This is a genomic window from uncultured Ruminococcus sp. (assembly GCF_937915125.1).
Lineage (GTDB): Bacteria > Bacillota > Clostridia > Oscillospirales > Ruminococcaceae > Ruminococcus_C.
In genome coordinates, this window is sequence record NZ_CALDMP010000019.1 from 1 (window position 1) to 15,218 (window position 15,218).

Consider the following 15,218-nt stretch of genomic DNA (forward strand, 5'->3'; position numbering starts at 1 on the left):
GACGAAAAATCTGACGGCGCATCTGACGCACAATCTTTGTGCGGTATTGCCCTATGTATTGCGTGAGATTTCGTATGCATTCACTTGACGTGCGGTCAGATTCATGATACTATAATAGTGATCGGAATCCAAAAACTCCATAACAAGGAAGAAAGGAACATCCGTGTGACGTTCCTTTTTGTATTATGGGAACGCAGGAAAGGCGGTATTATGATTTATTTGGTAGAAGATGACGACAGCATCCGGGAGTTAGTGATCTATACACTGCGCAGTACCGGCATGGAAGCCCAGGGGTTTGCGCTGCCTTCTGCGTTTTGGAATGCCATGGCATCGCAAAAGCCGGAACTGGTACTTCTAGATATTATGCTGCCCGAAGAGGACGGTCTGGAAATTCTGAAAAAGATCCGCAGTGACAAAGCCACCCGGGAATTGCCTGTGATTATGCTGACAGCAAAGGGCACGGAATATGACCAGGTGGTGGGACTGGACTGCGGTGCAGATGATTATGTGCCCAAGCCCTTTGGTATGATGGCACTTGTGGCACGTATCAAGGCAGTCATGCGCCGGACAGAAAAGCCGGCAGAGGAAAAAATTTTGTGTCTGGGAGACCTGACGGTAAATCCCACACGGCATGTGGTACAGGTTGCCGGTGAAACGGTGAACCTGACCCTGAAAGAATTCGAACTGCTGTGCTTGCTGCTGGAGAATCCGGGGGTGGTCTTTACACGAGATCAGCTGCTGAACCAGATCTGGGGCTATTCCTTCGACGGCGAGAGCCGCACCGTAGATGTGCATGTACGCCATCTGCGGCAGAAGCTGGGAGAATGCGGCAAGTACATTGAAACTGTCAGAGGTATTGGCTATCGCTCAGGAGATGCAACAACATGACCAAAAAGATTTTTCTCTCCACCATTACTGTGGTAGTATCCGTGCTGCTGCTGAGTCTGGCACTGATCACCGGCGTGCTGTATGAACACTTCGAAAAGCTGCTCCTGGAACAAATGGCGACAACTGCGTCCTTTGTGATTCAGGGAGTGGAAGATGAGGGCATGTCGTACTTCCATGCGCTGGGAGAAAAGGACTGCCGCATCACATGGATCGCCTCGGATGGTACAGTACTCTATGACAACTGCTATGATGCAGAAGAAATGGAAAATCATGCAGACCGGGAAGAAGTGAGACAGGCAATGGAAGGGGAGTCCGGTACCAGTATCCGGAAATCCTCTACCTTGTCAGAGCATACCATCTATTATGCAGCACGTGTCAGCGATGGCTCTGTGGTACGTATTTCAAAAGCCCAAAGCTCAGTTCTCTTTCTCATGGGCGGAATGCTGTCCCCCTTCTTCTTTATTTTGCTGGCGGCGTGCATTCTTTCGGGATTTTTATCCTATCGGGTATCCAAAAAAATTGTGCGTCCCTTCAGCGAGATTGATCTGAAGCATCCGGAGCAGGTGGAGACCTATGAGGAACTCTCCCCTTTTCTCCAGCGTATTGCAGCCCAGAACCGGGAAATTGACGCAAAAATGGAGAAAATTCGCAAGCAGCAGCAGGAATTTTCCATGATCACGGAGAATATGAGCGAAGGTCTGTTTGTGGTAGACCGCAATTATCAGATTCTTTCGTATAATAAAAGTGCCATGCGTATCTTCGGGATGCATCCGGACGAGACGCACCAGAATCTGCTGGCGGTAAATCGCAGCGAGGGGTTCCGGACAGCGGTGGACAGTGCACTGCGGGGACGGCATTCCCAGCAGACCCTGGAACTGGACGGCAGAGTGTATCAGATCCTTGCTAATGCGGTTTGTCAGCCGGATACAGAGCAGGATCTGGTGGGAGCGGTGATTCTTGTTCTGGATATTACGGAAAAAGAGGCACAGGAGCAGTATCGTCGGGAGTTTACGGCGAATGTTTCCCACGAACTGAAAACGCCGCTGACTTCCATTTCCGGTATTGCAGAGATCATCCGGAACGGCATTGTACGGCAGGAGGATATCCCCCATTTTGCCGGGAAGATCTACGATGAATCCCAGCGGCTGATTACGCTGATCGGGGATATCATAAAGCTGTCCCAGCTGGACGAGGATCAGGTGCCGCTGGAACGGGAACAGGTGGATTTACTGGATATTGCCCGGGATGTGGTACAGCAGCTTGCCTCTGTGGCAAAGAAAAACAGCGTGACCTTTGTCTCCAATGGCAGCCATGGACTTGTGTTCGGCGTGCGGCAGGTGCTGTCGGAAATGGTCTATAATCTGTGCGAGAACGCTGTGAAATACAATCATCCCGGCGGTCGGGTCTGGGTCGGCGTAAAGCAGACTGCAGATGCTGTGGAGCTGACGGTGAAGGATACCGGCATCGGCATCCCGGCGGCAGAGCAGGGACGTGTCTTTGAACGGTTTTATCGGGTGGATAAGAGCCATTCCAAGGCTGTCGGCGGCACCGGACTGGGCTTGTCTATTGTAAAGCACGGCGCTGCACTGCACCATGCCACCATTGAGATGGATAGTGAAATGGGGAAGGGTACGGAGATCAGATTGACGTTTCCAAAACGCTAGAGGTAATGAAAGAATGGTGTAGGGACAGATTGTGCCGCGTTCTTTTACTGTTGCAGCAAAAAACTGGACATCCTACCGGATCTGTGCTATAATAATGCAGATAAACTACTACAAGGAGAATGAACATGGAAAAACTGCTTCTCATCGGACTGCCCGACCCCGTGGCAGTGGAACAAATTGCCGCAAAACTCCGTCTGCGTACCATCATTATCCCACCGGAACAATATTACCGAAGTCTGGGCAGCCTTGCTGGATATGCTAACGCCAGTGCTTCGACAGATGCAGCCGCAGATACGGTTCTGCCGGAAACAGGGCTGCTGGTTATGTGTGGGCTGAAAAATAACCGCATTGACCGTCTGCTGCAAGCATTGCGGACGGCTGGATTGGTGATTCCACACAAGGCGGTTCTGACGCAGACCAATCTTAATTGGAATGCCTTTCAGCTGGCACATGAGCTGGAACGGGAACGGCGTGCCATGGTAGAAAAATGAAATGCAAAAGCACGGTTCATCCTTTCGGAAAAGCCGTGCTTTTTTGTGCTATAATGGTTATTTTTTATTCGTTAAGCAGGAATCGCAGCAGTGCCACTGCATCCGGTGTGCCGAACATGCCGTCCTGGGTCATATCCAATGCGGTAAATTCTGCGTCAGTAACGACTGTAGTCGTTGTAAAGGAGCTCAGCTGCTGCCGCATAAGTGACAGGTCAAAACCATTCAGCTTGCGGTCTCCGTTGACATCTCCCGGAATGATGTTCAGCTGGGAATTTGTTGTCGTTGTTGTGGTTTCCGAAGTGGTGGTCGTTGTGCTGGTGGTCGTGGTGACCGGTACTTCAAGACCGTCCACGATGGAATAATACGCCGGTTTAGCGGTAAAATCCTCATTGAACAACAGCGGATACTTGGAAGCACGCCAGCTTTTGTCGTCTGTTGTGCCCCAGAATACGACGGCAGAAACGCTGTCTTTATATTCCACAATGGCATCCATAATATCGCTGTAATACTGCGCCTGTGCTTCGAATCCGGCTTCGGTATTGTCATTTACCGTTGCATCCAATTCGGTGACCTGAATATCCAGACCGGTCTCTGCGAATTTCGCAAGGGCTTTTTTATAGACGCTGGCAGAGGGAAATGCATCGCTGCCGGATCTTACATCCAGGTGTGACTGCATGCCGATACCGTCAATGAGTCCCTTTTCTTTCAAATCCATTGCCATATCGTAGATGGCCTGAGTCTTGCCGGGCATATATTCATTGAAGTCGTTATAATAGAGTTTGCAGCCTTCCGGTGCATACTTTCTGGCGTATTCAAATGCCGGTTCAATGAAAGAATTGTCCCCGAAGATCTTTACCCACGGCGAATTGTTAGAACCATCACTCTGGGAACCTGCCGGACGATAGCTGCCGTCATCCAGCCAGCACTCGTTTACAACATCCCATGCGTAGAAGTCTACAGTGGGATATTCTTCTTTTACAGCAGTGAAAACATTCTTGATATAGTTCTCCAGACGTTGCAGCATGACCTCTGTGGTAACCCAATCGCCGTCATCAGTAAAGCCCTCTTTGAAGAACCAGTCCGGTGTCTGCTGATGCCATACGAGAACGTGACCTCTTACGGAAATATTATTGTCCCGGCAGAAATCCAGGATAGATCTGGCGCTTGCCAGATTGACCTGGGGATCGGTTTCGCTGCCTGTTGCCAGGGTAGCCGCCTGATCCAGAATGGCATCCGGCTTCAGCTCATTGCCCAGGGTAACACTGTTGAAATGTTTCAGGATCAGATCCTTTGCAGACTGCGGTGCAAGCTCCGATGCGGTAACTGCTGTGCCAACTTTGAAGTAGTCTGCATAGGCATCTTTCAAGGAAGTGATATCCTCCTGGATCTTGTAGACCGGCGCGGTACGGATCTCGAAGTCGTCCACATAAATGTCTGCCTGGTCATTGCATTCAAAGTACAGGTACACCTTTGTGACATTTTCCGGGATACTGAACTTGATTTTAGAGAATTCACTCCAGTCGCTGCCATCATTTGCAACAGAACTGAGATTGTTATAGTGGCGTTCGCCGGATGCATCGGTATATTCCATGCTCAGCTTAACAGAATTGTACCATGCGGCTCTGACAAAAGCGCTGACCGTGTACTCTACGCCCACTTCCAGCAAGCCATCCAGCAAAAATTGAGGGCCGTTCCAGTTCTTTGCTCTGTCGCTGACACACATGGAATAGGAACCACTGTGTGCCTGGGCCGTTGTGGCAGCAATGGTCTCCACGCCGCCTCTGCCCGTAAAGGCATCTACTACGCCATCCTCAAAGTCCGTGGCGTACATGACGGTAGTGCCGTCCTCTGCCTCCGCAGCACTGACGATGGGGGATACCGACTGGGTCGATAGCACGCTTGCCATGGGAACTGCCGTACCCAACAGAACCGTACTCAGCAGACCAGCCAGAATCCGTTTTCCTAACATTGATTTCATAAACCTGTCCTCCCAACAAGTATAAATATACATTTATTCTATCACATTTTAGGGAAGATGTCAACCAATTGCACAAGAAATTATGACGAAAGTCAAAAAACAGAGGCAAACTGTGTTCGCCTGCAACTTTGAAAAGCTGTAATGCATGCGAAGGCAGTTTGCCCCTTGAGTGTATATTCAGAATAAAGTGAAATTGTTATGGTGATTCTTGTTTTTGTTGTTCCGGTGCAAGGCATGTTATACTGCACCCGAATCCCAGAAAGAGGAACAGCCAAGGCGTAGTATAATACATGGTGTTGCCAAAGCAGGCGGAGATCAGATAACCGAATGCAGCGATGAGTGCAGCGATGGAATAACCGTCCAGCTTTGCACGGTATTTCCAACTGTGGATGTAGACAGATGCCAGACCGCAGACATAGAGGATCGCCGCCGGAATGCCAAAAAAGGCGGCATATTGCAGATACTCGTTGTGAGGACGATTATTGCAATGGTTTGTCTCCAGATCCAGCCGATCATGAATGCCCTCGACGCCAAAACCGAACAGCGGCTTTTCGGAAATATACTGCAATGTGTGCACCCAGAGCGTCCAGCGTCCGGTGCCGGCGCTGCCGGAATCATCCGGATTTTCTGCAACATTGCTGATATCCTGGAAAAAGCCGAAAACATTGTGGAAAACGGTGTCATACCAGATGCTCATAACCAGAGAAACGCCCAGGAAACAACCCAGCAACAACAGGGAAAGCCAGCTGAACCGCTTGTCCTTGATCCAGAAAACCATGCACTGGAACAGCAGGGCAATAAACACGGCAAGATAACAGCCGAATGTGTCGTTGACCACAAGAACAACATTGTTTATCAGAAAAACAAATAGGCACAATGCTTTTCGGCTGGGATTTTTTTCGGTGACGAACAGTGCGCTGCTGAGCAGAATGCTGAACAGCAGATAGTATCCGTAGTGGTTGAACTGGTGGAATACGGCAGAAAGTCCTGCGTTCTGAGAATATGCCGGCAGCGGTATCATCCATGCATGTACCAGGGCGCTGGCGGCAATCACAAGGCTGACTCCCATAAAGCCATACATAAGAATGCATTTGCACTTAGGCTGGAAGATCACTGCGCCGCAGAAAAAGTATATCAGGACGTATAGTATGTAGGTGAAAAGGCTCTCGTTCCGATAGGGGTCGCCGGAAAGTGCTGCCTGGGTGAAACCGTTAAGACATGTGGAAACGATCATACACACCACAAATGCGGCGAAAAATACCATGGGAACATTGCGACGCACAAGGTCTCTCCACTGCCAGTGCAGCTGGCGTGTTTTGCCGATGTACAGCAGAATCACCAGGATCCCCACTACTGCGGCAATGGTAGAAATGGTGTTTACCGTATAGGAATAGGAAAAGCTGGGCGTATCCATCATAAAATGGGTGGACTGGGGTGGGTCGATGCTGTCCCGGATCAGCTGATACAGCGGTGCGGCAGTAAACAGCAGCAGTGGCAGAAGTGCCAGATATGCTACCATTTCCCAGGAGATGTTGCGAAGCATTTCGGGTACTGTTTTGGAGCGATAAATGGCTTGAAACTGTTCTGTATATTTTTTCATTACGCTTCCGGCTTCTCCTTTTCCCCAAAGATCCGCCGCAGCTGTTCCGCCGTCATCTCCTGTTCCGGCTGGAACGCCTCAGAAACCGCATACGCCAGAAGGCTCTTTGCAAACCAACGCACTTCCGGACGGGTGGCAATACTGGAAAGCCGGCTGGTGCAGACCAGCAGACTGCCGCTGCCCACCTTTGCCTCCCAGAGCAGCCCTAACTTGTGGTTACGTTCGAAGTTGTCGATCATCTGCACAATGGGTGTAAATCCCTCCGGCGTTTCATCCAGAATCGCGCAGTCTGCATTGCTCACGATATCATACCACTGGGGCGTGCTGAATTCCTGGGTAGGGAACTGTGCCAGTGCCGGGTGATCCGCCTGGATACACAATCCCATGGTACCCACGGCAACCGGCTTGTTCATCCAGTTGCAGATGTCCCGGAACATGGGATAGCACCAGAAATCCGTGCAGTAAAAGCCCGGTATGGACTGGGCTGTCTCTGTGGGCAGATAGAGTACACGTCCGCCTTTTGCCAGCTGCGACAGAGCTTCTTCCAGATTTTCAGTCATGCAGAGATTCTCCCGGCTCTCCAGCGGCGGCATTCCGATGGCAGGGTAGAGCATCAGGTCGTAGGCATTGCAGACATCTGTGTCGGTAATGGACAGAATCAGGTGCATCCGCAGGGGATGTGCCGTCTCCTCCGGCATCCGGCAGAAAATACTGCCCACCTCGATCAGTCCGGCAGATTCTGCGGTAATGGGGAAACTGCCTTCGCCCAGGGTCTCGCCGTTTTCCGTCACCATCAGCCATTCTGCGGTGCAGTGCTGGGGCAGAGTGGGAAGCGTGGTGCGCAGGGAAATCTTTGCCACGAACATTTCGCCGGTAATGCACACATAGGATGGAAACTGCGCCAGGAGCACACAATCAGAGCAGAACATGCGCCATTCCTCCGGTGTGATCAGCCCTTTGTTCTCCATGAAAGCATCTAGCATTCCTACCAGCGCTGTGCCCTGTCCGCTGAAGTCCTGCAAATCCAGCAGTTGGAATCCAGCCACGTACTGGGAACGCATTGCCGCTTCGATCTCTTCTTTGTAGCATGCCGCCGCTAGTGCACCACTGCACCGGAAGAAATCATCTGCCTGTGACAGCATACCCTTTGCCGCCAGGCGTTCCCGGAATATCTCAAAATTACGTGCTTTCAGCGGCCCGGTATACTTTTCGATCTCATGGAAATCAGGGTATACCTCATACTGCCCGATCTCGTGGGTAATAACAGGCTTTGTGGGAATCAGACCGCCGGCAGATTTGTTGACTTTTACTTTTTTTACACCAGTGCCATACTGAATCTCGATTTCCTGCACATCGTCCTCTGGAGTATCCTCAGTTTGCTTCGGGAAAATGATATCGTCATAGTTGTGCATGGTGTTGGGTCTTTCCGTCTGCACATGTCCCAGGGGTGCATCGCACATGCCATAAGAGCCGCGGAGGAGTCGTTCCTTGCTCAGACGAACGCCCACATAGTAATCGTCCTCCGGGAGCGTCAGCGGAAAGTGTTGGAAATTGTTGCACCCCTGGGTATAAAGGCGACGGTTGTCCATCGCTTTATAATGGCGCAAAATTTCCCCGATGCGTTCTGGATTGCCCCAAAGCTCGTTGCCCAGGGAGAACATGACGAATGAGGGGTGATTGCCGAAGGTCTCCAGCATTTTTTCGCCCAATTGAATGAGGTACTGCTGTTCCGTTTCGTTGTGGTTTTCATCTGTTTTTGCGGTTATGGTGCCCCAGAAGGGCAGCTCCGGCTCCATGTAAATGCCCAGAATATCTGCCGCCGTAAATGCAGCATCCGGGGGACAGCAGGTGTGGAACCGATAGTGGTTGATGCCGTAGTTTTTGGCAATTTGCAGAATGCGAATCCATTCGTTGACATCGGTGGGCGCATAGCCGGTTCGGGGGAAAATCATGCCGTCGTGTTTTCCACGGAGCATGGTGGGTTGACCGTTGATGGTGAAGCGGCTGCCGTCGGCGCAGAATTGCCGCAGTCCGAAGCTGAGCGTTCCAATATCATGGTCATTTACCCGATAGGTCATAAGATACAGGGCAGGGCTGTATTCACTCCACGCATAGATCGTTTCTCCCAGAGGAATGGTAACAGATGCCTTTCCTGTTTCGTCCGCTGTGATCTGTGCCTGGAAAGGCGGAATGGTGTCCTCTTCATTTTCCTCGCAGGTAATACCGTCAGCGGAGAACACAGCCGTTTTTGCGCCGTGGAGCTGCATGGTCAGGGTGACATTTTTCTCCTCCAGACTGGGGTATGCCTGAATATGATCCACGTAGACCTCCGGAAATACCTCCAGCTTGATCTCGCCGGTAATGCCGTTCCAGTTGGACTGGGTATCCGGGGAAGTCAGATGACCGCCTTTTGTAGGATAGCCTGTGTTTTCCACCAGAATCGTGATGTCCACCAGCGGCTTTGTCACGTATTCGGAAATATCATAAACATGAGGCGTGCACAGGCTGTCGCAGGAACCCACACGCTTGCCGTTGATCCACAGGGTGGTCAGACGGGTGCGCTCCAGGGTCAGTTTCATGGGCAGTCCCAGCAGGTCAGGGCGAACATAGACGGTTTTGTGGAACCATGCCTGTCCCTCAAAGGCGTAGGCATCTGTGAGGCAGCTGGTTTCCCGGCTGGGATTGGGTGTGCCTTTTTTGGCAAGAGAAGTTGTACCCGGCAGGGAAATGGTGTCGTTAAAAGCGGTGGGACAAGCCCCTTTTATCATTTGTGCCATGGAGAAGTCCCAGACACCGGATAAATCGTACATTGTCAGCATATTGCAGCAATCCTTTCGGTTGAAATAAAAACCTGTCTGCATAGAGGAAAGGACAGATTTTGAAAGAGCAGATTATCTAAGGAAGCACTGATTAAATCTGGTGCGCAGATTGCGCCGTCAGATTTTTCGTCAGATGAAACAAAAAGCACAGTGAATACTTTGTGTATTCACAAGCATTTTTGTGAAATATGACGGAAAATATGCAAGCAAGATGCGTGCCAAGCCGTAAGGCGTGATTTAATCAGTGCTTCCCTAAGATTAAGTTTACCATACCTGCTAGATTCTGTCAAGAAAAAACAAATTACTCTACTGGTACATTTCGTACTTATTATATGAAAATAAAAATATTTCTCTTTGCATAGAAATATTTTCTGCTGAAAACAGGTTGACATCCCGTGCAGACTGTGCTATACTGTAACTATAGTGTTGTATGATAAATACAACAGCTAAAACAGTGAAAGAGAAACCAAAATACAGCAGTGGAATATTGCTGCATCGGGAGGAAGGAATATGGGAAAATCCAGAAAAATCATCATTGGAACTGTTGCCGGGGTAACAGCAGGGGCTGTTGCAGCAGGCATCGGCGGTGTATTGCTGTGGCGGCATTTTCGCACAGACGGCGATTCTGATGGACTGGCATATGTGTGCCAGGTGTCGGAAATAAACACCGCTGCGGCTTCCATTTCAGATATGCGCTTTTCCGGGGTAGTAGAGCCGCAGGAGACCAAGGAAATCAAAGCAGATCTGTCCAAGACCATTTCAGATGTTGCAGTCCAGGAGGGAGCGCACGTAGAAGCAGGAGATCCGCTTTTTACATATGATGTGGAATCCATGGAGTTGGAGCTTGCCCAGGGCAATGTGGAAATTGAACGGATGGAAAACGAGATCACTGCCAGCAAACAGCAGATCACGCAGCTTGAGAACGAAAAGAAATCTGCCAGTGCAGATGATAAGCTGACCTATACGACACAGATCCAGTCTCTGGAAACGGATATTGCCAAGACGGAATATGACATCAAGACAAAGAAGATCGAACTGGAAAAGCTGCAAAATACCATTAATAACGCCACAGTTACTGCTGAAATTGCCGGGACAGTGCAGTCTCTTAAGACGGTGGAACAACTTCAGATGGATGGTACGGATGTACTCATGAAGATTACCTCTGACGGTGAATTCCGTGTGAAATGTACCGCCAGCGAACAGAATATGTATATGCTGTACATGGATGAACCGGTCACGGTGCAGTCCCGGATCGATGATACCTCCTGGAATGGTACCATTTCTGAGATCGGCTCTGAGCCGGAGACGAACCAGAATGATATGTACTACTACGGCGGCAGCGATGATATGTCAACTGCATCCAAGTATCCCTTTTATGTGACGCTGGAATCCAGCGAGGGGCTTATGCTGGGACAGCATCTTCTGGTGTCGCCGAGTATGGGAGATACTGTGGAAAAGGACGGTATCTGGTTGTATTCGGATTATATTCTCACGGATGAGGACGGCACAAGCTATGTCTGGGCAGCGGATTCCAGAGACCGTCTGGAAAAGCGTGAGGTCGAACTGGGTCAGAGCGATGAGATGATGGGCGACTGTGAAGTAGTCAGTGGTCTGTCAGAAGATGACTGCATTGCCTATCCCTCTGACGATCTGGAAGCAGGAATGCGTACTACCACAAATATTGACGATATCCCTATGGAGGATGACGGGGTTTTTGTCGATGAAGGCGTGGTGTATGATGAGGACGGCGAAGTGATTGATGACGGCATAGTGTACGACGAAAACGGTGAAGTGATCGATGACGGAATGATGTACGAGGAATACGGCGAAATTGCAGATGATGAAATGATGTATGACGAAAACGGCGAACTCATAGATGAAGCATATGGTGAAATCGCCGACGGTGATACAGAGGAAGGCGGTGCGGCAGATGGTACTTGAGCTGCATGATATCTGCAAGTCCTATTTGCAGGGAAAAGAACCTGTTCCCGTGCTGCACCATATCCATCTGGCGGTGGAAGAGGGAGAATATCTGGCGATCATGGGACCTTCTGGTTCGGGAAAGTCCACGCTCATGAATATTATCGGTCTGCTGGATCAGCAGACAAGCGGTTCCTATTTTTTTGACGGTCAGGATATGGCACAGTGCAATGACAACCAACTGTCTGCCATCCGCAATGAGAAGATCGGATTTGTGTTTCAGAATTTCAACCTGCTGCCGAGACAATCGGTGCTGGAAAATGTCGCACTGCCGCTTCTCTATGCTGGTGTACGCAAGAAAGACCGGCTTGCCCGTGCCAAGGAAATGCTGGCACGAGTGGGATTGGAGGATCGTATTCAATTCAAGCCCACTCAACTCTCCGGCGGTCAAAAACAGCGTGTGGCGATTGCACGTGCTATGGTGAGCCATCCCAGACTGTTGCTGGCAGACGAACCTACCGGCGCACTGGATACCCGTTCCGGGGAGCAGATCATGGGACTTTTTGAACAGCTGCATCAGGAGGGCGTTACCATTGTCATGATCACCCACGAACCGGAAATTGCACGTCATGCAGGACGGATCGTGACCATTCGTGACGGAAAGCTGGAGCAGGGCGGCTTTCAGGAGACTACAACGGAACAGGAGGATGATGCATCATGACAAAAGGAAAAAGGATCCTGACTGCTGTGGTCTGCCTGGCAGTGCTGGCAGGGGGCGGCACTGGTGGAATACTGTTCTATCGGTCGAAACAGGCGGAAAAGCATAAGGTGGATGTGATCCCGGTGTCCAATCTCATGGATTACTACTGGGGCGATGAGATCTCCATGGACGGTACAGTCATTTCTGGCGATGTGCAGAATGTGGTGCTTTCCAGCGACCAGCTGATCGAAAAAGTTTTGGTGAAAGAGGGCGATACGGTCACTGTGGGAACACCGCTTCTGGAATATGACATGACCGCAGTGGCACTGGATGCCGCCCAGAAAAAGACCAGTCTTGCAGTGGCAGAGGACAATGTCCGCCAGGCGAAGAAAGAACTGGAGCGCATCAAAAAACTGAAGCCTTCCGAGGCAGCACCTTCTGTACCGATCTATCCCGAAGTGCCGGATGATCCCGGCAACTGGGAGGAACCGGATGCACCGGCAAATACCCTGTCGGAGGTTTCAGCCCTGACACAGGCTGCCGCCGGAACCGGTACCCAGACAGACCCCTATCAGTTCGCCTGCACAGGACAAACCGTGGTGAAACAGGCTGTTCTGGAACAGATCATGAATGCAAAAAGCTGTGCGGTTTTTGTGGTCTACGATGAGTCTGGTATGAGCCTTTATGCATGGTTGGTGCGTGGGGATACCCTTTTCGGCATGACTTTAGCGGACTGGACACTGGGCGAACAGGTCAACGTCACAGAGGACGGCGGCGTTCAGATCCGGGGAGGCGGCACATGGTATGGCACCATTCAGGTGGGCGGTACATTCACATATGATCCGGCGGCAAAGCCGGAAGCGCCGACTCAGCCGGACACCACAGCGCCCACAGAACCTTCTGAGACAACACCGGAAAATACGGAAACAACACTCCCAGAAACAGAGCCGGAGACAACGCCTGTGGCAGAACCTACTGCGGCGATCCGTCCCATGGCATCTGTCGCACTTCTGGCAAGTAACGGGGATTCGGAGGACTATATGTATTCCCGTGCGCAGCTGAAGCAGAAGATCGCAGAGCAGGAAATCGAGATCCAGTCTCTGGAGATCGCACAGAAAAAGGCACAGATCGAATATGACAGTGCGGCAGAAAAAGAGGAGAGCGCACAGGAATTTTCCAAGATCAATGGCGTTGTCACAAAGGTGGCGGAGTCGGTGGAATTTCTGGAACAGAACGAGCCCTATCTGGTGGTACAGGGCAGCGGCGGCGTGATGGTACAGGGCAGCGTCAGCGAAATGAATCTGGATAAGCTGACGGTGGGGTCACTGATCAGCGTCACTTCCTGGGATACCGGGGAAATGGTCACCGCAGAGGTGATGGAGATCGACACCACGCCGGTTTCCTACAACTCCCAGAATTACGGAGAAAACCCCAATAACAGCATGTATCCTTTCCGGGCATCTGTTACAGATGCCACGACGCTCTCCGTGGGCAGCTATGTGAGTCTGAGCTTCACCGGCGAGGCAGATAGCGATCATTTTTATCTCCCGGTCAGCTATGTGCGTCAGGAAAATGGACAGTATTATGTCATGCGGGAATCCAAAGACCACAAGCTGGAAAAGCAGTTCATCCAGACGGGAAAGATCATCTACGGCGGCTATTCCATCGAGATACTCTCCGGACTCAGCGAAACGGATAAAATCTGTTTCCCATACGGGAAATATGTCACAGAAGGTGCGTCTGTGCAGGAGACCAGCGGCAGTGCCGCATATTATTAAAGGAGGGGCGGCAGTATGCTGGAAAATATACGCTTATCATTACAGGGAATCCTTTCCCACAAGGTGCGTTCCATTCTGACGATGCTGGGCATTATCATCGGCATTGCGGCGATCATTGCCATTGTCTCCACCATCAAGGGCACCAATGAACAGATCAAAAACAACCTCATCGGCGCAGGGAATAACACTGTGGACATTCAGCTGTATCAGGGGGAAGGTCCCTATGATTTTAGCTATCAGGGCGTGCCAGAGGGGGTGCCGGTGGTGTCCGACAGCACCAGGGCGGAAATTGCCGCCCTGGACGAAGTGGAATCTGTTTCCTTTTACCGTACACGTTCCTACTGCGAAAATGTGTATTATCGGAACACGCCATTCAACGGTGCTATGTTTGGCATTGACAATGCCTACTTTGACACTGCCGGCTATCAGATACAGCAGGGGCGCGGCTTCACGGAAAAGGAGTACGCAGACAACCGCAAGGTAGTAATTCTGGACAACACAGCAGTAAAAAGCCTGTTTTCCTCAGACAATCCCATTGGTGAGACCATCGATATCGGCGGCGAACCCTTTACCATTGTGGGAATTGCAGTGGAAAGCAATACCTTTGAACCGGTCATCAACTCCGAGGAGGACTATTGGACATATATGGGTTCTTCCGGCGGAAAGATGTTTATTCCCAGCCAGTCCTGGCCCATTGTCTATCGCTTTGACGAACCGGAAAATTGTCTGGCGAAGGCGGTAGATACGGACAGTATGCCATCGGTTGGAAAAAAAGCGGCTGACCTGATGAATGCAGCTTTGCAGACTGGTGCAGGCGGCGAAAGTGAAATGCAGATCCAGTATCAGAGCGAAGATCTGCTGGGGCAGGCAAAGTCATTGCAGGATCTCAGTTCGTCTACCAACACCATGCTCATTGCCATTGCTAGTATTTCTCTGTTGGTAGGCGGTATCGGCGTAATGAATATTATGCTGGTGTCTGTCACAGAGCGTACCCGTGAGATCGGACTGAAAAAGGCGATCGGTGCAAAAAAAAGACGCATTCTGGCGCAGTTCCTGACAGAAGCGTCCGTTCTCACCAGCATCGGCGGCATTATCGGCATCGGCATCGGCATTGTGCTGGCGCAGGTGATCTCCAGAATTGCATCCGTTCCCGTGGCGATAAGCTCCCTGTCCATTGTGGTCTCCGTGGTATTTTCTATGGCAGTGGGCATTGTGTTCGGACTGATCCCGTCCATCAAGGCGGCGAATCTGAATCCCATTGATGCATTGCGATATGAATAATTTATCGTTGTTATTTTTTTAGAGCAAGAGAGCACATTATGTTAAAGCAACACCGCACAAAGAGCGCCTGACGGCTTTGCACGTCATATGCTTGCATAT

10 protein-coding genes are annotated in these 15,218 nt (G+C 50.7%); 7 read left to right on the plus strand and 3 right to left on the minus strand.

Annotated features, from left to right (window positions below; all coding sequences use genetic code 11):
* The first annotated feature begins 210 nt into the window (after nucleotides 1-210).
* The 3 genes from Q0418_RS01585 to Q0418_RS01595 all read left to right on the plus strand — a co-directional run bounded on the left by Q0418_RS01585 (nucleotide 211) and on the right by Q0418_RS01595 (nucleotide 3,043).
* Nucleotides 211-888, plus strand: a complete 678-nt coding sequence (locus Q0418_RS01585) for a response regulator transcription factor (protein WP_298481793.1) — start codon at nucleotides 211-213, stop codon at nucleotides 886-888.
* The gene (locus Q0418_RS01590; protein ID WP_298481794.1) at nucleotides 885-2,552 is read left to right on the plus strand and encodes an ATP-binding protein; all 1,668 of its coding nucleotides are present in this window, start codon (nucleotides 885-887) and stop codon (nucleotides 2,550-2,552) included. The genes Q0418_RS01585 and Q0418_RS01590 overlap by 4 nt, the downstream gene beginning before the upstream one ends.
* A 125-nt stretch (nucleotides 2,553-2,677) precedes the next feature.
* Entirely contained in the window at nucleotides 2,678-3,043 is a 366-nt protein-coding gene (locus tag Q0418_RS01595; protein WP_298481795.1) for a DUF3783 domain-containing protein, read from the plus strand.
* 64 nt (nucleotides 3,044-3,107) lie between these two features.
* Here the strand turns inward: Q0418_RS01595 and Q0418_RS01600 are convergent, their stop codons facing one another.
* The 3 genes from Q0418_RS01600 to Q0418_RS01610 all read right to left on the minus strand — a co-directional run bounded on the left by Q0418_RS01600 (nucleotide 3,108) and on the right by Q0418_RS01610 (nucleotide 9,440).
* Entirely contained in the window at nucleotides 3,108-5,021 is a 1,914-nt protein-coding gene (locus tag Q0418_RS01600; protein WP_298481796.1) for an endo-1,4-beta-xylanase, read from the minus strand.
* A gap of 196 nt (nucleotides 5,022-5,217) precedes the next feature.
* On the minus strand, nucleotides 5,218-6,621 hold the full coding sequence (locus Q0418_RS01605) for an O-antigen ligase (protein ID WP_298481797.1): 1,404 nt from the start codon (nucleotides 6,619-6,621) through the stop codon (nucleotides 5,218-5,220).
* Nucleotides 6,621-9,440: a glycoside hydrolase family 2 TIM barrel-domain containing protein gene (locus Q0418_RS01610; RefSeq protein ID WP_298481798.1), complete on the minus strand. Its 2,820-nt coding sequence runs from the start codon at nucleotides 9,438-9,440 to the stop codon at nucleotides 6,621-6,623. Before Q0418_RS01610 ends, Q0418_RS01605 begins: the two co-directional genes overlap by 1 nt.
* 510 nt (nucleotides 9,441-9,950) lie before the next feature.
* Here Q0418_RS01610 and Q0418_RS01615 point away from each other — a divergent pair.
* Genes Q0418_RS01615 through Q0418_RS01630 form a run of 4 tightly spaced genes read left to right on the plus strand, consistent with a single transcriptional unit; the run spans nucleotide 9,951 to nucleotide 15,119 of the window.
* Entirely contained in the window at nucleotides 9,951-11,381 is a 1,431-nt protein-coding gene (locus Q0418_RS01615; protein WP_298481799.1) for an efflux RND transporter periplasmic adaptor subunit, read from the plus strand.
* Entirely contained in the window at nucleotides 11,371-12,081 is a 711-nt protein-coding gene (locus Q0418_RS01620) for an ABC transporter ATP-binding protein (RefSeq protein ID WP_298481800.1), read from the plus strand. The genes Q0418_RS01615 and Q0418_RS01620 overlap by 11 nt, the downstream gene beginning before the upstream one ends.
* Nucleotides 12,078-13,838, plus strand: coding sequence for a hypothetical protein (locus Q0418_RS01625; protein ID WP_298481801.1), 1,761 nt, complete (start codon nucleotides 12,078-12,080; stop codon nucleotides 13,836-13,838). The genes Q0418_RS01620 and Q0418_RS01625 overlap by 4 nt, the downstream gene beginning before the upstream one ends.
* A gap of 15 nt (nucleotides 13,839-13,853) precedes the next feature.
* Nucleotides 13,854-15,119, plus strand: coding sequence for an ABC transporter permease (locus Q0418_RS01630; RefSeq protein WP_298481802.1), 1,266 nt, complete (start codon nucleotides 13,854-13,856; stop codon nucleotides 15,117-15,119).
* Nucleotides 15,120-15,218 lie beyond the last annotated feature (99 nt).

Bases quoted from the DNA above. Each gene is read 5' to 3' on its own strand.
- Q0418_RS01585 (WP_298481793.1), top strand. From the start codon at position 211: ATGATTTATTTGGTAGAAGATGACGACAGCATCCGGGAGTTAGTGATC.
- Q0418_RS01590 (WP_298481794.1), top strand. From the start codon at position 885: ATGACCAAAAAGATTTTTCTCTCCACCATTACTGTGGTAGTATCCGTG.
- Q0418_RS01595 (WP_298481795.1), top strand. From the start codon at position 2,678: ATGGAAAAACTGCTTCTCATCGGACTGCCCGACCCCGTGGCAGTGGAA.
- Q0418_RS01600 (WP_298481796.1), bottom strand. From the start codon at position 5,021: ATGAAATCAATGTTAGGAAAACGGATTCTGGCTGGTCTGCTGAGTACG.
- Q0418_RS01605 (WP_298481797.1), bottom strand. From the start codon at position 6,621: ATGAAAAAATATACAGAACAGTTTCAAGCCATTTATCGCTCCAAAACA.
- Q0418_RS01610 (WP_298481798.1), bottom strand. From the start codon at position 9,440: ATGCTGACAATGTACGATTTATCCGGTGTCTGGGACTTCTCCATGGCA.
- Q0418_RS01615 (WP_298481799.1), top strand. From the start codon at position 9,951: ATGGGAAAATCCAGAAAAATCATCATTGGAACTGTTGCCGGGGTAACA.
- Q0418_RS01620 (WP_298481800.1), top strand. From the start codon at position 11,371: ATGGTACTTGAGCTGCATGATATCTGCAAGTCCTATTTGCAGGGAAAA.
- Q0418_RS01625 (WP_298481801.1), top strand. From the start codon at position 12,078: ATGACAAAAGGAAAAAGGATCCTGACTGCTGTGGTCTGCCTGGCAGTG.
- Q0418_RS01630 (WP_298481802.1), top strand. From the start codon at position 13,854: ATGCTGGAAAATATACGCTTATCATTACAGGGAATCCTTTCCCACAAG.